Genomic DNA, 18,421 nt, shown 5'->3' with positions numbered 1-18,421 from the left:
GTCCGTTCCCTTGTGTCGGTGCGTCTGCGGCTGTGCTCATAGTGACGAAGCTGCCTCGAGCAGCTGGGCGATTCCTGCCCGGCGGTCAGTGAGGTGGAGCTGCAGGACGGGCATTCCATGACCAGCGAGCACCTGGGCGTCGCCTTGAGCCTGTGCCGAGATGAGCTGGCTGAGGCTGAAGGGCCGGTCGGGGACGTCAAGGTCAGCGTCGGCGGCGGCTGTGATCTGAAGGAAGGCGCCCACGTGGGGTCCGCCCTTGTGAAACTGTCCCGTGGAGTGCAGGAAGCGGGGTCCCCACCCGAAGCTGACGGGCCGCCCGGAGGCGGCCGCGAGCTGCGGACGGATCTCTTCGAGGACTTCTCCGAGGTTCGGTCCGCGTATGCCATCACGGCGAGGTAGCCGGACGCGGGAATCTGCTCGAGGAGAGCTTTGAGAGCAGCGGTCAGCCCCGGGCTGTCCTCGCTCAGCAGCGAATCGCTGCCTGAGGACCTGATCTCCACGGCACCGTCGACAGCAGCCTTCTCGGGCTCCGGCAGGCCGCCGTCGAGGAGGCCTCGGGCAGCGTTCTTCGCGGATTCGACGTCGGGCTGGTCGAAGGGGTTCAGGCTGAGCAGAGAACCCGCGACAGCTGTAGCCGTCTCCCACAGCAGAAACTGAGAGCCCAGACTTCCTCCGGTCCGGATCACGTGGGGAGACACGACGGTGTCTGCCTCATCGCCGTCCACCGAGGAGCTCTCGTCGGCATCTGCATCCACGATCTCGGTGACAAGAACGTCGTCGGCGTCGCGCGAGAGCTCCGGCTCGCCGTCGGCAACGATGATCGGCAGAACCCCGGTTCCCTGCTTCCCGGTCGATTCGGCGATGAGCTGCTCGATCCAGGCGCCGAGCCCCACAAGGGGCGAGTAGGCGTCCGCGACAACCAGCTTGTCCCGCAGCGGCGACGTGCCGCCGAGGGCGGCGCCGAGCTGCAGGCCCGGGTTCGAAGGGTCATCTGCGAAGAGGACTTCGCCGGCATCCTCCGCGTCGTCCACGAGGGTCTCGATGTCTGCCCCAGCCAGCCCTGCTTAAGCACGAGCCCGAAAGCTGTGAGCGCGGAGTAGCGGCCGCCTACGCTGGGGTCAGCCTGGAAGACGGCTCGCACGCCGTCGGACTCAGACTGCTCCTGCATGGGCGAGCCGGGGTCGGTGACGACAACTGTCCTTGAGAATGCGTCGATGCTTGCGTCGGCGAAGGCCTTCTGCACAATGCGGCGCTGCGAATCCGTCTCCACGGTCGAGCCGGATTTCGAGGAGACGACCAGAACCGTTCGGCCCAGGTCCGTGAGCGCGGCGGAAACCTGCTGCGGGTCCGTCGAATCCAGCACGACGAGCTCGACACCCTCCGTGGCGCAGATGACCTCGGGGCCAGCGAGGAGCCGCCCATGCCCGCAAGAACGACGCGCTCGACGCCCTCATCGCTCAGCTCCTGCCGAAGCTGCGCGATCTGGGGATGAGATCACGCGCCGCAGAGAAGGGGAGACCCACCCGAGACGCTTGGATGCTTCCTCTTCGGCGGCCTGCCCCACAGAGTATGGTCCTTGGCGCCCAGGCGTGAGGCGAATTCGTGGTCCACGAGACCGGGGACGTGAGCATCGGCCGCCTCTCGGGCAGCTCCGAGCAGTGACAGGGACAAAGAGCTCATGACGCGGTTGAACCTTTCCGTTTGGAACGAAGACGCGGTGACAGGGGTCGTAGGGCGCTAGAGCCTTCAGGAGTTGCGGGTGAGGCCTTCGGCCGTCGTCTCGAGCAGGCCTTCCCAAGACTTGTCGAACTTGGCGAGTCCGTCCGCCTCGAGGTGGTCGACCACGTCCCGGTAGCTGATGCCTGCGGCCGAGACGCCGTCCAGCACGCGGTTGGAGTCGACGTAGGTGTCGGACATGGTGTCGCCCTCGACCTTCCCGTGATCGGCGAGGGCCTCGAGGGTCTTCTCAGGCATAGTGTTCACCACGCCTGCAGCCGCCAGCTCTGTGACGTACAGCGTGTCGGACAGGCTCGGGTCCTTCGTGCCGGTGGAGGCAAGCAGGAGGCGCTGGGGTAACCGCCGCGCTCAGCCAGAAGGAGCCAGCGCTCCGAGGTGAACGATTCGCTGGCGATCTGGTGCGCCAGGCGGGCGTTGGCCAGGGCGGCCTTGGACTTCAGCTTGGCGGTGTCGGGCTTCCCTCCTCGGCGGCGAGCTCAAGCCTCTTGTCGACCTCCGCATCGACGCGGGAGACGAAGAAGCTGGCGACGGAGTGGATCTTGGAGATGTCGAGCCCGTCGGCATGCGCCTTCTCCAGGCCGAGCATGAAGGCGTTGATCACCGCGCGGTAGCGTTCCAGCGAGAAGATCAGCGTCACGTTGACGCTGATGCCGGCGGCGAGCGTCGCCGCAATCGCTTCGATGCCCTCCACGGTCGCGGGGATCTTGATCATGACGTTCTCGCGTCCGACTGCGTCGTAGAGACGCTTCGCCTCAGCGATGGTCTTGTCGGCGTCGCGGGCCATTCTGGGGTCCACCTCGATGGATACGCGTCCGTCGACGCCGTCAGTGGCGGCGTACACGCCGGAGAACACGTCGCATGCTTCCCGCACGTCGGAGGTGGTGATGTCGAAGACTGCATGCTCAGCGTCGGCGCCCTGGGCGGCGAGCTCCTTGAGCTGGTTCTCGTAGGCATCACCCTTGGAGAGGGCAGCTTCGAAGATCGTCGGGTTGGTGGTGACTCCGACGACGTTCCGCTCTTCGATCAGGGCGGCGAGTGAGCCGTCGTTGAGGCGCTCCCGGGAGAGATCGTCCAGCCAGATGGAGACTCCGGCGTCGGACAGTGCCTGAGTGTTTTCGTTCGTCATGTCTGTGTTCCTTTCCTGCCGCGGGTGAGGATCAAGCGGCTGCGTGGATGGATTCTTCGGCGGCCTGGGCGACAGCCTCGGCGGTGATGCCGAACTCCTTGTAGAGGGTCTTGTAGTCGGCTGAGGCGCCGAAGTGATCCAGGGTGACGGTCCTGCTTGCGTCTCCGACGTAGCGATGCCACGACATAGGAGATGCTGCCTCGACCGCCACGCGGGCCCTCACCTCGGATGGGATCACTGACTGCCGGTATTCGGCATCCTGCTCCTCGAACCATTCGAGGCACGGTGCTGAGACGACGCGGGCTGCGATTCCCTTCTGCGCCAGTGCCTCGCGCGCTTCGACTGCGAGGGAGACCTCGGAGCCGGTGCCGATGAGCACGACGTCGGGGCTGACAGCCTGACCGTCCTTGACCGCCTCGGCCAGGACATAGGCGCCGCGTGCGGCCCCTTCGACGGAGCCGAACGCCTCTGCCGTGGTAGGCCCGGACCCTCGCTCATACGTGGGGACGCCCTGGCGCGTCAGCGCGAGACCAGCGGGGCGGTCCGCCCGCTTCATCACCTCGCGCCATGCGATTCCCACCTCGTTCGCGTCTGCAGGACGCACGACATCGAGTCCGGGAATGGCGCGGAGGGATGCCAGCTGCTCGATCGGCTGGTGTGTGGGCCCGTCCTCGCCGAGTCCGATCGAGTCGTGGGTCCACACGAAGATCGAGCCCACGCCCATGAGGGCCGCCAGTCTGACGGCGGGGCGCTGGTAGTCCGAGAAGATGAGGAAGGTGCCGTTGTACGTCCGCAGCGGAGCGAGAGCTGCACACCGTTGGTGATGGCCGCGGCTGCGTGCTCGCGCACACCGAAGTGGAGATTGCGGCCGTAGTCGCGGGCGTTGAACTTGCCCGTCGAAGCGGCTGAGGGTCCGAAGGAGTCTTCGCCGCTGATCAGGGTGTTGTTCGAGCCTGCAAGGTCGGCTGATCCGCCCCACAGCTCAGGAAGGACTGGTGCGATCGCGTTGATGACTTTGCCTGAGGCCGCTCGCGTGGCGAGAGCTTCGCCTACTGGGAACTCAGGGATGGCCTGCTCCCAGCCTTCGGGCAGTCGGCCTGACTCGAGCCGGTCCAGCAGCTCTGCGTTCTTCGGGTTCGCCTCTCGCCAGGCGTGGTACGTCTTCTCCCAGGCTGCTCGGGCGTCCCTGCCGCGGACGGTGACCTCACGGGCGTGAGCCAGCACGTCGTCGTCGATGTGGAAGTGCTTCTCGGGGTCAGCGCCGAGGAACTCCTTGGTGGCGGCGACCTCGTCTGCGCCCAGGGCGGAGCCGTGGACGCCGCCGGTGTTCTGCTTGTTCGGCGCGGGCCAGCCGATGACTGTGCGCAGGCAGATGAGCGAGGGCTTGGAGGTTTCGGCTCGGGCCGCATCGACGGCGCGGGCGAGCTCGTCGACGTCCTCCTGGTAGTCGCCGGTCTTCAGCCAGTCGACGCGCTGGACGTGCCATCCGTACGCCTCATAGCGCGCGGCGACGTCTTCGGTGAAGGCGATGTTGGTGTCGTCCTCGATGGAGATCTTGTTGTCGTCCCAGATGACGTTCAGGGAGCCGAGCTGCTGGTGGCCTGCCAAGGACGATGCCTCAGAGGTGACGCCCTCCTGAAGGTCGCCGTCGGAGGCGATGACCCAGACGCTGTGGTCGAAGGGGACTCGCCTGGGGCAGCGTCGGGGTCCAGCATTCCGCGCAGGCGGCGCTGCCCGTAGGCGAAGCCCACGGAGGAGGCGAGCCCCTGTCCCAGGGGTCCCGTGGTGATCTCCACGCCGTCGGTGTGGCCGAACTCGGGATGCCCTGGGGTCTTCGAGTCCCAGGAGCGCAGAGCCTTGATGTCCTCCATCTCCAGCCCGTAGCCGGAGAGGAACAGCTGCAGGTACAGCGTCAGCGAGGTGTGGCCGGGCGAAAGGATGAAGCGGTCGCGACCCAGCCAGTGAGGATCCGAGGGGTCATGGCGCATCACCTTCTGGAAGAGCAGGTAGGCCGCGGGGGCCAGCGACATCGCGGTGCCGGGGTGGCCTGAGCCCACCTTCTCCACCGCATCCGCGGCCAGGACTCGGATGGAATCCACGGCACGACGGTCGAGGTCGGTGAATGCGGCAGAGTTGCGGACTGCGGATTCGGTCACAGCGGGTGTCCTCCCAAGGATGGTGCTTCGGTGTTGTTGTGGGCGCCGGAAGAAGATCCAGCGCCGCCCTCTGACAAAGCTCTGGTCAGATGTGCGCCACCTCATTGTGACGCTGGACTCATCGACCAGCCTACCGTCGCAGAGCCTAGCCGTCTCCTATGAGTTGCGGATTGCCGCTCCCTCACCTCAGTCCTGGGGCGGCGTGAGGCCGAGAACGCGGCTGATCAGTGTGAGGTCACGCTTTGTCACGAGCACGTCGGCGACATCGTTCAGGGCTGGCTTGGCGCAGAAGGCGACGCCGATGCTTACCGTCCGCACCATATCGATGTCGTTGGCCCTGTCGCCGACCCCTACGACGGAGCGCGCAGGGATCCCCTGCTCGTCCGCCCATCGTCGAAGGTGCGAGGCCTTGGCTTCGCGGTCCACGATGGGACCCGTCACACGTCCCGTAAGAGCCCCTTCGGAGATCTCGAGGTGATTCGCCCGAAAGTCGGTGAGCCCCAGACGGCGAGCGAGAGGCTCAAGAATCTGAGCAAACCCTCCTGAGACGGCATAGGCTCTACCAGTCGCGGGCTCTGAAGGCATCGATGAGGCTCACTGCCCCTGCAGTCGGCGTCACCTGCTCCACGACTTCGGCAAGAATCCCCTCCGGCAGACCGGAGAGCGCTTCGACGCGCGCATGCAGGGAGGCTGCGAAGTCCAGCTCCCCGGCCATCGCGCGCTCTGTCACCTCAGCGACCTCAGCCTCACGGCCCGCGTGGGCCGCCAGGAGATCAATGACCTCCTGATCGATCAGCGTCGAGTCGACATCCATGATCAGCATGAGCGGCGCATCGGGTGCGTCAAAGCTCCGGCGCAGTTCGATGCCGTGGGTCAGCGGGGAGAGGTCATGGGCGCTCATGAGGGAACAGCTTATCGGGGCGAGGCGCTCGGAGGAGCAGTGCGCGTGCGCCGGCGAGGGGAGGCGGTTGGGTAGTGTGGGGCCCATGAGTCGGGTCCTTGATATTGCCGGTGCCACCGTGCGCCGCGGGCGAAAAGAGCTTCTGAACAACGTTGATCTGCAGGTCGGCCCCGGTGAGCATTGGGTGGTTCTGGGCCCCAACGGCGCGGGGAAGACGACCCTTCTGCAGATTGCGGCTGCACGCCTCTTTCCCACGACCGGCACGGCGACCATTCTCGGCGAGACGCTGGGGCAGGTGGATGTGTTTGAGCTGCGGCCGCTCATCGGGCTCTCCTCGAACGTCGTCGGAAACAGCATTCCTCCTCAGGAGACTGCGCTGAACGTGGTGCTGACTGCCGCCTACGGGGTGAGCGGCCGGTGGAATGAGGACTATGAGCGGCTCGACGAGCGGCGCGCGTTCGAGCTCCTGAACGAGTGGGGCGTGGGCACGGTCTTTGACCGGCCGTTCTCGACGCTGTCTGAGGGGAGCGGAAGCGGGTCCAGATCGCTCGAGCTCTGATGACTGACCCGGAGCTCCTGCTTCTGGACGAGCCGGGCGCTGGTCTCGATCTTGCTTACCGTGAGGCTCTGGTGGCTCGCACGGCCGGTCTTGTGACGTCCGACAGCTCGCCCGCCACGGTCCTGGTCACCCACCACCTGGAGGAGATTCCCCGGGCTTCACCCACGTTCTCCTGCTCCGCGACGGGGAGACGGTCGCCGCCGGAGCGCTCAGCGATACGCTCACGGCGGAGAACCTGAGCAGCACTTTTGACACGCCGCTTGAGGTCATCGAGCGTGAGGGCCGCTTCAGCGCCTTCATGAAGAGCTGATGGAGGCCCTGCTCGAGTTTGAGCTCCACGGGCTGGGGATCGGACTGCTGGCCCTGATCCTGCTCGCAGGGGTCTGGGCCGGTGCCATCAATACCGTGGTGGGCTCCGGAACCCTCGTGACCTTTCCGGTGCTCGTGGCCATGGGGTTCCCCCGTCTCGGCCACTGTGTCGAATGCCATGGGTCTGATCGCAGGCAACTTCACCGGCGCATGGGGGTATCGGCGCGAAATATCGCAGGTCAAGCCGGTGCTGGGGCGCCTGATCCCGGCGTCATTCGTCGGCGGAGTCATCGGCGCGACGCTGCTGATCACGCTTCCCGAGGAGGTCTTCGGCCGCGTCGCCCCTGTGCTCATCGTGGTGTCGCTGCTGCTCGTGATCGTCCAGCCTCGACTGTCCCGGTGGGTGAAGCGGCGGGCCGCAGAGCGCACGGGGACCCCGACCCTCAGACCCCGCAGCCTGGGGACTCGCCGGAGGCGGCGGCGAAGAAGGCCACCGATTCGGTCAGGTGGCCTCTGGTGCTTCTGGTATTCCTCGCCGGCATCTACGGCGGGTACTTCGTGGCGGCTCAGGGCATTCTGCTGATGGCGCTCCTGGGCATCTTCCTGGCCGCGACGATCCAGCACGCGAACGGCGTCAAGAACCTGCTGGTGGCCTTCGTGAACCTCACGGCTGCGCTCAGCTACATCGTGGTGGACTATCTCATCAGGGAGCCGGAGGATCGCGTCATTCTCTGGGGCGTGGTGCTGGTCATCGCGATCGGCTCCACGCTGGGCGGGCTGGTCGGAGCCTGGGTGGGTCGGCGGCTGAATCCCGTCGTGCTGCGCAGCGTCATCATCATCCTGGGACTCGTGGCCTTGGGCGTCATGGTCAACGATCTGCTCTGAGGGTTCGCACGAGCTTGGGCGAAGAGGCTGGTGTGGGATAGCATGTCTCTTTGGTCGAAAGGCCAAGAATCTTTTGCTTCCTAGCTTCTGGCGGCTTCCCGGCTGAGGGAGACCAGCGGCACCCGAAAAGGACACCATTATGAAGAACGACATCCACCCCAAGTACCAGCCCATCATCTTCAACGATCTTTCCTCGGGCGAGAAGGTGCTGACGCGCAGCACGGCGACCTCCCAGAAAACGATGGAGTGGGAGGACGGCAACACCTACCCGGTGATTGACGTCGAGATCTCGGCCGCTTCACACCCGTTCTACACGGGCAAGCAGCGCATTATGGACTCCGCCGGTCGTGTGGACAAGTTCAACAAGCGGTTCTCCGGCTTCGGCGGCAAGAAGTAGGAACGCTGAAGGCAACCAGGATTGGTTGTCCAGTGCGTTCCCGTGCTAATCTTTCGTGGTTCTGAAAACGGGAACGCACCACCTGCGCGGGTGGCGGAATAGGTAGACGCGCTAGCTTGAGGTGCTAGTCCTCCAATAGTGAGGGTGGGGGTTCAAGTCCCCTCCGCGCACAGACGAGAAGACCCTGACCTGGGATAACAGGTCAGGGTCTTCTTCATGTGGATATGAGTTGGCGCTTGGCTGATACGAGCGGCTGCTCGGCCGCGATGCGGCGTGAGCTGACGGATCAGGTCATCAGGAGGCGAGCAGCGTATTGACGTTCGCGGGGGTCAGGGTGTGCGCCGTCACCAGAGCTGACGCTCCCAGAACACCAGCTCGACCGGAGGTCTGGGTGGGCACGATCCGCAGATGCTCTGTAGCCAGCGGGAGTGACCGCGAGTAGACCGCCTCCCGCATGCTTACCAGAAAGTGCTCTCCGGCCGTGACCACCAGACCCCGATGACGATCAGCTCCGGGTTCAGCATGTTCACGCAGCTGGCCAGCACAGACCCGACAGTTCGTCCGGCCGCCCGCACCAGGTGCATGGCTTCCAGGTCTCCTGCGCGCACCAGGTCGATCAGGGCGGCATGATGGGGAACGTCTCTGCCCCGCTCGCGCAGCTGGGCAGCGATGGCATAGCCCGACGCGACTGACTCCAAGCAGCCCAGGCTGCCGCAGGTGCAGGGCTTGGTGCTCTCGGCAGAGGCTGAAATGTGGCCGATGTCCCCGGCCGCGCCCAAGGCGCCGTGCTGCAGGCGGCCGTCACTGATGATGCTGGCGCCGATGCCCGTGGCGACCTTGACGAACATCATGTGCGAGACCTCTGGGTAGATCATGTCGTGTTCGCCCAAGACCATGGTGTTGACGTCGTTGTCCACCAGGATGGGCACATCAAAGGTCCTGCGCAGGTGCGCCGGGACGTCGTAGCCGTCCCACCCCGGCATGATCGGTGGACTCGTGGGGCGCCCTGTGGCGAACTCCACCGGGCCGGGAAGCCCCATGCCTATGCCGATGAGCTTCTCGGCAGGGAGATTCGCCTCTGCGAGCAGGCGGGCGCCGACGTCGAGCACGGCGTCCAGCACGCGCTCCGGGCCCAGGGAGATGGAGAGTTCCTGCTCCTCCTCGATCAGGATGCGAGCCGCTAGGTCCGTGACGGCGATTCGAGCATGCGTGCCTCCGAGGTCGACGGCGAGTACGCAGCGAGCCGCAGGGTTGAACGCGAAGGTGGACGGCGGCCGCCCGCCGGTGGAAGAGCTCTCTCCGCCGGGGCGATGAGATCCGAGGCGAGGAGCTCCTCCACCCTTGCGGAGATCGTCGACCGGGCAAGACCTGTCTGCAGCGCCAGATCGGCGCGCGTTCGGGGACGCCGTCTCGCAGCAGCTGCAGCAGACTCCCTGCGCTGGCCAGGAGCGGCCCGGGCCGCTGCGAAAAGGTCCCGGCTCTGCCCATCGGGTATTACTGCGAATGACATAGGGACAGTAAACCACTCACGCTTCTGATCGATCCGTTCCCAACATTTAACAGTCGTTCGACAGCTTTTGCTTGACGCATGACAGAAGTGTGCCTAGGTTTGTGATCATGGTCACACCAGATGGGCGTTCCGAGCTTCTTCAGATGAGCGGCATCATCAAACACTTTCCTGGGGCGAAGGCGCTCGACGGCGTCGACCTCGACATCCGTGCCGGGGAAGTGCACTGCCTGCTGGGTCAGAACGGCGCTAAGCAAGTCGACCCTGATCAAGGTGCTCGCTGGGGCGCATCAGCCCAATGCGGGTGAGATCACATGGAAGGGCGAATCAGTAGCCATCGAATCCACGATGGATGCCCTCCGGCTCGGCATAGCCACCATGTATCAGGAGCTGGACGTCGTCGACGGGCTCTCTGTCGCCGAGAACATCTTTCTCGGGCATGAGCTCGCGACCTCCGGCGTGCTCCAGCGCCGGGAGACACTGCAGCGCACCAAGGACCTCCTTGCCCGGCTCGGCCACCCTGAGATTCCTCCGAATCGCACAGTCGGCCGACCGCTTAAGCAGCCTACAAGCAGATCGTCTCGATGGCTCGCGCCCTGTCCTACGACGCACAGCTGATCGTCATGGATGAGCCCTCCGCAGTCCTGGACCCTGAGGAGGTCGACAATCTGTTCCGAGTAGTCGCCTCGCTCACCGCAGAAGGCGTGGCGGTGGTCTACATCTCCCACCGGTTGGAGGAGATCAGGCGCATCGGCGACCGCATCACGGTGCTCAAGGACGGTCGAACTGCTGCTACCGGCCTCGAGGTCGCTGAGACGCCCACTGCTGACCTGATCTCCTGATGACTGGTCGGGAAGTGATTGCCGACTTCGGCGGCGCGCCGAGCGGGCCCACCGGAGACGAGCCTGTCCTGGAAGTCGGCGAGCTGGCAGTGGAAGGCGTCTTCGAGCCGGTCACCTTCAGTGTCCGTCCGGGCGAGGTGGTGGGCCTTGCAGGGCTGGTCGGGGCGGGCCGCTCAGAGATACTTGAGGCGGTCTATGGAGCCCGCCGTCGCACCTCGGGGACCGTGAGCGTCAGGGAGAGGCGCTGCGCGCCGCTCCATCACTGATGCGGTCAACCGCGGCATCGGGTTGGCTCCGGAGGAGCGCAAGAGCCAGGGGCTGCTGCTGGAGCAGCCCATCTACCGGAATATCACGCTGTCGACCTTTGCGCGCTTCGCCCGCGGGAGCCTGCTCGACGAAAAGGCTGAGCGAGCCGCTGCCCGGGAGAAGGCGGAGGCGCTGGATCTCTCGCCCCTGACGTTGAGCGGCAGACCCGCACGCTCTCCGGAGGAAACCAGCAGAAGGCGATGCTGGCCCGGTGGCTGGTGCACGGCTGTGAGGTGCTTCTGCTGGATGAGCCGACCCGCGGCGTCGACGGGCGCGCGCGCCGACATCTACCGACTGATTCGAGAGCTTGCGCTGCAGGGAACCGCCGTCGTGCTGGTCTCCAGCGAAATCGAGGAAGTCTTGGGCCTCGCAGACCGGGTGCTCGTCGTCGCAGACGGCTCGGTGGTCCATCAGGGTAGGCATGGCCGACATCACTGAGCATCAGGTCCTGGACCTCGTCATGGAAGGAAGCGCAGCATGAGCACCGAAGAGACCACCCGCGAGGCCGCATCGGAGGAATCAGGTGCTTCGAGCCGTGACCTGAGCTCCGATGGGGAGAAGAAGACCGCGACGGCTGCCAGACCACGGCTCAGCCTCGGCCACAGCCTTGGGCTGGTGCTGGCGCTTGTGGCGCTGATGATCATCGGGATCATCACCGGAGGGGAACGCTTCGTCAGTGTGGACAATCTGATGGTCATCCTGCGGCAGGCGGCGGTGATCGGAGTGATCAGCATCGGGGTGACCTTCGTCATCACCTCCGGGGCATCGACCTTTCCGTAGGCTCTGTGATGGGCCTGGCCACCGTCTGGGCTTCGACGTTGGGCACACAGGCTCTGGCCAACGACTATCACTGGTCGATCATGGTCTTCACGGCGCTCGCGGTCGGGGCGGCGTGCGGGATCATCAACGGCGTCATCATCGCGTACGGCAGAGTCGTCGCGTTCATCGCGACCTTGGCGATGCTGGTGGCCGCCCGAGGGCTTGCAGAAGTGATCTCTGGACGGCAGACGCAGATCGTCAGCGTCCCAGACTTCCTCAGCACGTTCCGCGGCGACGCGCTGGGCATTCCGGTGATCGTCTGGATATTTCTGCTGGTGGCCGCAGTTACTGGTTCCTGCTGAACCGCACCACCTTCGGCAGGCGGACCATCGCCATCGGCGGCAACCGCGAGGCGGCCAGGCTGGCCGGAATCAAGGTCAAGCGCCATCAGATGATGGTCTTCGCCCTCGCCGGACTCTGCGCTTAAGCATCGGAGCGGTCATGATGCTCTCGCGAACCACCGCTTACTCCTCCAACCACGGTTACCTCATTGAGCTGGACGTCATCGCCGCGGTCGTCATCGGAGGCACCCTGCTTGCCGGTGGTCGAGGAACCATCGTCGGCACCGTCCTGGGCGTCCTGGTCTTTGCAGTGCTCACCAACATCTTCGTCCAGAACAACCTGGACCAGTCCGTACAGGCTCTGGCCACAGGAGCGATCATCGTGGTCGCAGTCCTGCTCCAGCAGCGCTTCGCCCGTGACGGGCGGACCTAGTCCCTCCGCTCAACGGCGCAGCGCCGACCATTCACCTTCAAAAAACGAGGAGAACAACATGTCACGCACCCGCAGCACCACATGGTGGCTGAGCGCCACCGCTATGATCTCGGCCGGACTGCTGGTCACCGGCTGTCTCAACAATGACCCTGAGTCCGTCAACGACGATGAGGACAGCGGAGCCGCAGACGCTGCCCCAGTCGGCGCGAACTCAGAACCCGGCGAAGAGGTGGTGATCGGCTTCTCCGGACCTGCCGCAGGCCATGGCTGGATGGGCGCCATCACCCAGGCGGCCCAGGAGCAGGGCGAAGAGTTCGAGGACGTGGATCTGCGGGTCTCCGAAGGTTCGGACGACGTCAACATCCAGATCAGTCAGATCGAGCAGTTCATCAACGACGATGTCGATGCGATTGTGGTGCTGCCCTTCGACGGCGCAGCTCTGACCGAGGTGGCAGTCGACGCCATGGAGGCCGGAATTCCGGTGGTCAACGTCGACCGCGAGTTCTCCTCCGAGTTCGCCGCTCGGACCACGATTCTCGGTGACAACTACGGAATGGGGGTCTCTGCCGGTGAGTACATCTGTGAACGGATGGAGGGCGACAGTGATGCTGTGATCGCCGAGATCGCTTAAGCATCGACTCTCTGCCCCTGACCCAGGACCGCAGCGAAGGGTTCGAGGATGCGCTCTCCGACTGCGGGCTTGAGGTCAGCAACCGGGTCGCTGCCGACTTCTCCGTCGCCGGCGGTGAGGAGAGTGCGGCCAACCTCCTGCAGGCCGCACCGGAGATCGACGCCATCTGGAATCACGACGACGATCAGGAGTCGGCGTACTCGCAGCGATTGAGAACGCTTACCGCGATGAGTTCTTCATGGTGGGCGGAGTACTCTGCCAACATGATGCGCGAGATTCAGAGCGAGGACTCAGTGGTCGAAGCCACTGTCATCTACCCGTCGACTCAGGCCGCAGACGGTATTCGCCTGGCTCGGCTGCTCGCTCAGGACCGCGCCATGGAAGACCTGATCCAGATCGAGGTGCCGCGCGAGATCCAGCTCCACGCACCGGTGGTCACCGCCGACAACGTGGAGCAGTACCTTGACTCCGCTTTCGAGTCCTGAGCGGAGGGAGAGGAGACATGACGAGTGAGCAGAGCGCGACGCGCTCCGGGCCGAAGCGGCTTGGCGTGGCGATGATCGGATACTCCTTCATGGGGCGAGCCCATTCCCAAGCGTGGCGTAGCGCCCCAGGTTCTTCGATCTGCCGCTGGCTCCGGAGCTTACGGTGCTGGTAGGCCGCAGCGCCGAGGCGGCACAGGCTGCGGCGGACCAGCTTGGCTGGGCCGAGTCGGAGACGGATTGGCGAAGCGCCGTGAATCGCGAGGACATCGATGTGGTGGACATCTGCACACCCGGAAACACCCACGCCGAAATAGCTGCCGCCGCGTTACGCCGCAAGCACGTGCTGGTGGAGAAGCCGATGGCCAACACCGTGGCCGAGGCGGAGTCCATGGCGCGGGCCGCACAGGACGCGCAGAGCAGGGGAGTGCAGGCGATGGTGGGTTTCACCTACCGCAGAGTCCCTGCCGTGCAGCTGGCCCGCCAGCTGGTGGCCGAGGGTCGCATCGGCGCCGTCCGGCAGGTTCGGGCCCAATACCTGCAGGATTGGCTGGCCGATGAGAACAGCCCGCTGTCGTGGCGGCTGGACAAGGAGGTGGCCGGTTCCGGTGCGCTGGGTGACATCGGGGCACATGCTGTGGACCTGACGACCTTCATCACCGGGCAGCGGTTCGCCGGCTGTCTCAGGGATGCTGGACACCTTCGTGAGGAGCGTCCAGTCGCCGAATCCTTCAGGGGTCTGCACGGCACAGTAAACGATCAGCGGGGCCCGGTGACTGTCGATGATGCGGCCCTGGCCATGGCCCGTCTGGAGTCTGGCGCACCGGTGACCCTGGAGGCCACCCGATACGCCTGGGGGCGCAAGAATGCTCTGCGCATTGAGGTCTCCGGAACATCCGGCGCCCTGGCCTTCGACTTCGAGGACATGAATGTGCTGCACCTCTACGAGGCGAACGCCGACGCCGTGACGTCGGGCTTCCGGCGGATTCTGGTGACTGAGCCCGACCATCCGTACCTCGAGGCATGGTGGCCCCCGGCCACGGTTTGGGCTACGAGCACAGCTTCACGCATCAGGTGGTGGACTTCGTCCGCGCGCTGGCCAGCGGTGAGCAGCCCACACCCAGCTTCGAGGACGGTCTCCATGTGCAGCGGGTCCTGGACGCAGTGGAGCGTTCGGTAAGCAACTCCTCGGCCTGGACATCTGTAGGAACCTGACCAACCTGTAAGGAGAAATCCCATGGCACGACCAGTCACATTGTTCACCGGCCAGTGGGCCGACCTGCCGTTCGAGGAAGTGGCCCGGCGGGCGGGCGAATGGGGCTATGACGGATTGGAGATCGCCTGCTGGGGAGATCATCTGGATCCGTGGAAGGCCGCCGAGGACGACGCCTACGTGCAGAACCGGCTCGACATCCTGGAGAAGAACGGGCTGCGGGTCTTCACCATCGCGAACCATCTCAAGAGTCAGGCGGTGTGCGACGATCCCATCGACGCCAGGCACCGGGATATTCTCTCCGACCGAGTGTGGGGTGACGGTGACCCGGAAGGTGTGCGACAGCGAGCTGCGGAGGAGCTGAAGGCTACGGCTCATGCCGCCTCACGGCTGGGCGTCGGCACGGTGACCGGGTTCACCGGGTCCTCCATCTGGAAGTATGTGGCAATGTTCCCCCTGTGGCCCAGGAGCTGGTGGAGGCGGGATACCAGGACTTCGCGGACAGGTGGAACCCCATCCTGGACGTCTTCGACGAGGTGGGGTGCGGTTCGCCCACGAAGTCCACCCCTCGGAGATCGCCTACGACTACTGGACCACGCAGCGGACCCTCGAAGCCATTGGGCACCGGACGGCCTTCGGCCTGAACTGGGACCCATCCCACATGGTGTGGCAGGACATCGACCCAGTCGGGTTCCTCTGGGACTTTCAGGACCGGATCTATCACGTGCACTGCAAAGATACGAAGAAGCGACTGACGGATGGTCGCAGCGGACGGATGGCCTCCCACCTCCCGTGGGGTGATCCGCGTCGCGGCTGGGACTTCATCTCCGTGGGCCGCGGCGACGTGCCGTGGGAGGACGCCTTCCGGATGCTCAACGCGATCGGCTATCAGGGCCCGCTCTCCGTGGAGTGGGAGGACGCAGGAATGGACCGGCTGGTCGGCGCGCCGCAGGCTCTGAGTTTGTGCGCGCCAACGCGCTGGAACCGTCAGCGGCAGCGTTCGACGCTGCTTTTTCAACGCGCTGACTTCGCCTACTCCAAGGCCGAGTAAGCACCAGCGGGCAGGCCCCTGCCTCCAATCATCGGGTCAGGGGCCTATCCATGCGCTAAGCGCGGTCCAGGCACTCTCTCTGCGCATCGTTGGGGGCGTCTCAATGTGTGGGCGCGTGGGTCGCGGAGGCCCCGTGGTGTGTGCTGACGGCTTGATGAGCTTTTCGAGGAATTTTGCGGCGCTTACTCGTTCGGTGGGGGTGAGCTCTTCGGCGGCGGTGATCATGTCTGCGTGCATGCGGCTCAGGGTGCTTCGTACGTCTCGGTCAGCGGCGGGGAGGACTTTCAGCCCGACGGAGCGGCGGTCCTCGGGGTGGGGACTCGTTGTACGTAGCTGTGGGCTTCGAGCCGGTCGACCAGGGCGGTCACTGAGGCGGCGGTCAGCTCCAGTGTCGCGGCGAGGTCCTTCTGCCGGGGTGTGCCCGGCGGTGTCCTGCTGCAGCAGGAACCGCAGGGCCTTCATCTCGGTGTCCTTCATGCCCATCGAGCCTTGGGTGCGGGCGCGCATGGCTGTTTCTTCGTCGCGGTAGCTGCGCAGCAGGTTCAGCAGGTCGATGGCGGAGTAGGACTCCTGGGTGCGCAGGTACCAGTAGCCGGTGCCGGAGGCGGCCTCGGGGTTGGTCACTGCCTGCTGCAGCTGCGCCTCGGCGGGCTGCAGGGTGGGGGTCTCTTTGTCCTTCATGGTTCCTTCAGGTCTTCGCCGGATGCGGCTGTCTGAACTGATCAATGAGGAGCCTAACAGTTGACCTCATTAACTGTTAGGCTGGCTAAAAGTTGTACACCTTATAGATGAATTTGAGATGAGAAGACGATGAGCGAGCAGGTCGAAGAAGCACAGGATCATAAGGTGAGCCCAGCACTGACGGCCCCCAAGGATGCGGGCCAGGACGTGGATGATGACAGGGTGCGGCTGGACCAGGCGGCCAAGGCGGTCTCGGCGGGGCTGATGGCCCACCCGGCGGTTGCCTCAGCGATCGTGGAGATCTCTGGGAGCACTCAGGCCCCGGACTTGGGTCTGCGGTGCACTCTGCACGAGGAGGACGACACCCGGGAGGTGATGGGCACCATCATCAATGGTGTGGTGCCCAATATGGAGCTGATCCTTGATCTGGTGTTCGCCTCCCAGGACATCAGCTTCGTCCTTCCTCCGGTCGGACCCTGAACCGGGACGAGCTGGAAGGTGCAGGGCTGTGAGGACCGCGGCCATAGCCACAGCCCAGGCATACCTCACGGTGGCCCTTGTCCTGATGGCGCTGATCGTAGTGATCATCGCCTGCCGCTTACTCCACACCCGAGCCCAGCAGTCCAAAGCCCTGAACCAGAACCTGCAGGCTGCCCCCAGACCCGCAGCCCAACCCGGACCCATCCCCGCAGCCTGACACCCGGCGCAGACGAGCACCCTCTAGGGTGGTCTCATGACTGGGAGCGAGCAGCCCGCCGCAAGGGCGGAGCAAGACGTCATCAGGTTCTGCCGCGATCTCATCCGGATCGACACCCAGAACTGGGGAGGCGGGCGCTCGAACGGTGAGCGCGACGCGGCAGAGTACTGCGCCGAGGTGATGCGGGAAGCAGGCTTGGAGCCCACCATCGTCGAATCCGCACCGGGAAGGGCGAGCGTCTTCGCGCGCATGCGCGGCTCGGACCCGGATGCCGGGGCGCTTGTGGTGCATGGGCACCTCGATGTGGTGCCCGCGCAGGCCGAGGACTGGCAGGAGAATCCCTTCGCAGCTGAGCTGAGGGACGGTCTCATCTGGGGCCGCGGTGCCGTGGACATGAAGAACATGGACGCCATGATCCTTGCCTCTATGCTTCGCATGAGCCGTGAGGGGCACCAGCCGCAGAGAGACCTGATCTTTGCGTTCTTCGCAGACGAAGAGGACAACGGGAGATTCGGCGCCGCATGGATGGTGGAGAATCGTCCAGAGCTGTTCGAGGGCGCCACGGAGGCCGTGAGCGAAGTGGGAGGATTCTCCACCGACGTGGCGGGCACACGTGCCTATCTCATCCAGACCGGCGAGAAGGGCCTGCACTGGACCAGAATGATCGCTGAGGGCACAGCCGGACACGGCTCAGCTGTCCAGCGGGACAACCCCGTCGTCACCCTTGCCCACGCTGTCGCGGCCATCGGCGGCTATGAGTGGCCCATCGAGTACACCAAGACGACTCGTTCCCTGTTCGAACAGCTTGCGGAGCTCACAGGCATTCCCTTCGATGAGAAGAATCCCCAGCCGCTTCTCGATGCGCTGGGCTCGGCCGCGAAGTTCGTGGGCGCAACCCTCCAGAACACCTCGAACCCCACGCAGCTGGAGGCCGGGTACAAGCACAACGTCGTTCCGGGCGAAGCCAGCGCGCTCGTGGATGCGCGCACGCTGCCCGACCAGGACGCCAAAGTGGCCGCCGTGCTCAGGAGCTGGCCGGTGAGAAGATCCGATTCGAGCTTCTCAACGAAGGCCGATCCTTGGAGCTGCCCTTCTCCGGCGCCCTCGTGGAGCAGATGGTCAGCGCCCTGAAGCATGAGGACCCGGAGGGCGTCGTGCTGCCATACATGCTGGGCGGAGGGACCGACAACAAGCATCTGGCTGCGCTGGGCATCGTTTACTACGGGTTCGCCCCGCTGAAGCTGCCCGCTGAGCTGGACTTCACCGGGATGTTCCATGGGGTGGACGAGAGGGTTCCCGTCGAGTCGCTGACATTCGGAGTCCGGACGCTGCACCGGTTCCTCGCCCAGCAATGATCCTGCAGTAGTGTGGGTCGACAAGCAGGTTGCCCAGAACCACGCATCCCAGG

General features: G+C 65.0%; 6 protein-coding genes, 1 tRNA gene and 12 pseudogenes. 12 read left to right on the top strand and 7 right to left on the bottom strand.

Annotation, left to right across the window (positions count from 1 at the left end):
• Nucleotides 1-36 precede the first annotated feature (36 nt).
• The 5 genes and pseudogenes from K0H76_RS13000 to K0H76_RS12980 form a co-directional block, all read right to left on the bottom strand.
• Nucleotides 37-1,680 (bottom strand): annotated as a pseudogene (locus K0H76_RS13000) (glucose-6-phosphate isomerase).
• Between the two features lie 66 nt (nt 1,681-1,746).
• Nucleotides 1,747-2,863: pseudogene (tal, locus tag K0H76_RS12995) on the bottom strand (transaldolase).
• 31 nt (nt 2,864-2,894) lie between these two features.
• A pseudogene (gene tkt / locus K0H76_RS12990) lies at nt 2,895-5,019 on the bottom strand (transketolase).
• Nucleotides 5,020-5,205: 186 nt separating this feature from the next.
• Nucleotides 5,206-5,604: an HAD-IB family phosphatase gene (locus tag K0H76_RS12985; RefSeq protein WP_258933272.1), complete on the bottom strand. Its 399-nt coding sequence runs from the start codon at nt 5,602-5,604 to the stop codon at nt 5,206-5,208.
• Nucleotides 5,579-5,920, bottom strand: a complete 342-nt coding sequence (locus K0H76_RS12980) for a hypothetical protein (protein WP_258933271.1) — start codon at nt 5,918-5,920, stop codon at nt 5,579-5,581. Before K0H76_RS12980 ends, K0H76_RS12985 begins: the two co-directional genes overlap by 26 nt.
• 85 nt (nt 5,921-6,005) lie before the next feature.
• Here K0H76_RS12980 and K0H76_RS12975 point away from each other — a divergent pair.
• The 4 genes and pseudogenes from K0H76_RS12975 to K0H76_RS12960 all read left to right on the top strand — a co-directional run bounded on the left by K0H76_RS12975 (nt 6,006) and on the right by K0H76_RS12960 (nt 8,241).
• Nucleotides 6,006-6,789, top strand: a pseudogene (locus tag K0H76_RS12975) (ABC transporter ATP-binding protein).
• Nucleotides 6,789-7,673 (top strand): annotated as a pseudogene (locus K0H76_RS12970) (sulfite exporter TauE/SafE family protein). The pseudogenes K0H76_RS12975 and K0H76_RS12970 overlap by 1 nt, the downstream one beginning before the upstream one ends.
• Nucleotides 7,674-7,812: 139 nt before the next feature.
• On the top strand, nt 7,813-8,070 hold the full coding sequence (locus tag K0H76_RS12965; RefSeq protein WP_146341579.1) for a type B 50S ribosomal protein L31: 258 nt from the start codon (nt 7,813-7,815) through the stop codon (nt 8,068-8,070).
• An 83-nt stretch (nt 8,071-8,153) separates the two neighbouring features.
• Nucleotides 8,154-8,241 (top strand) — tRNA-Leu (locus tag K0H76_RS12960).
• A gap of 123 nt (nt 8,242-8,364) precedes the next feature.
• Here K0H76_RS12960 and K0H76_RS12955 read toward each other — a convergent pair.
• Nucleotides 8,365-9,558, bottom strand: a pseudogene (locus K0H76_RS12955) (ROK family protein).
• A gap of 129 nt (nt 9,559-9,687) precedes the next feature.
• Between K0H76_RS12955 and K0H76_RS12950 the strand changes: the two are divergent.
• The 5 pseudogenes from K0H76_RS12950 to K0H76_RS12930 all read left to right on the top strand — a co-directional run bounded on the left by K0H76_RS12950 (nt 9,688) and on the right by K0H76_RS12930 (nt 15,610).
• A pseudogene (locus tag K0H76_RS12950) lies at nt 9,688-11,206 on the top strand (sugar ABC transporter ATP-binding protein).
• 155 nt (nt 11,207-11,361) lie between these two features.
• Nucleotides 11,362-12,258: pseudogene (locus K0H76_RS12945) on the top strand (ABC transporter permease).
• A 58-nt stretch (nt 12,259-12,316) separates the two neighbouring features.
• A pseudogene (locus K0H76_RS12940) lies at nt 12,317-13,374 on the top strand (substrate-binding domain-containing protein).
• A 17-nt stretch (nt 13,375-13,391) separates the two neighbouring features.
• A pseudogene (locus tag K0H76_RS12935) lies at nt 13,392-14,586 on the top strand (Gfo/Idh/MocA family oxidoreductase).
• Nucleotides 14,587-14,608: 22 nt separating this feature from the next.
• A pseudogene (locus K0H76_RS12930) lies at nt 14,609-15,610 on the top strand (sugar phosphate isomerase/epimerase).
• A gap of 61 nt (nt 15,611-15,671) precedes the next feature.
• Here K0H76_RS12930 and K0H76_RS12925 read toward each other — a convergent pair.
• Complete coding sequence (locus tag K0H76_RS12925) at nt 15,672-16,316, bottom strand: MarR family transcriptional regulator (RefSeq protein WP_258933270.1); 645 nt, start codon at nt 16,314-16,316, stop codon at nt 15,672-15,674.
• A gap of 129 nt (nt 16,317-16,445) precedes the next feature.
• Between K0H76_RS12925 and K0H76_RS12920 the strand changes: the two genes are divergently transcribed.
• The 3 genes and pseudogenes from K0H76_RS12920 (at nt 16,446) to K0H76_RS12910 (ending at nt 18,368) form a co-directional block, all read left to right on the top strand.
• Nucleotides 16,446-16,796 carry a hypothetical protein gene (locus K0H76_RS12920; protein WP_258933269.1) on the top strand — a complete coding sequence of 117 codons (351 nt, stop codon included), beginning with the start codon at nt 16,446-16,448 and terminating at the stop codon, nt 16,794-16,796.
• A 28-nt stretch (nt 16,797-16,824) separates the two neighbouring features.
• Complete coding sequence (locus K0H76_RS12915) at nt 16,825-17,013, top strand: hypothetical protein (RefSeq protein WP_258933268.1); 189 nt, start codon at nt 16,825-16,827, stop codon at nt 17,011-17,013.
• Between the two features lie 36 nt (nt 17,014-17,049).
• Nucleotides 17,050-18,368: pseudogene (locus tag K0H76_RS12910) on the top strand (M20/M25/M40 family metallo-hydrolase).
• Nucleotides 18,369-18,421 lie beyond the last annotated feature (53 nt).

This window comes from Nesterenkonia pannonica, from assembly GCF_019575955.1.
In the GTDB taxonomy this organism is placed as follows: domain Bacteria; phylum Actinomycetota; class Actinomycetes; order Actinomycetales; family Micrococcaceae; genus Nesterenkonia; species Nesterenkonia pannonica.
This window is presented reverse-complemented; position numbering and strand designations above follow the sequence as displayed.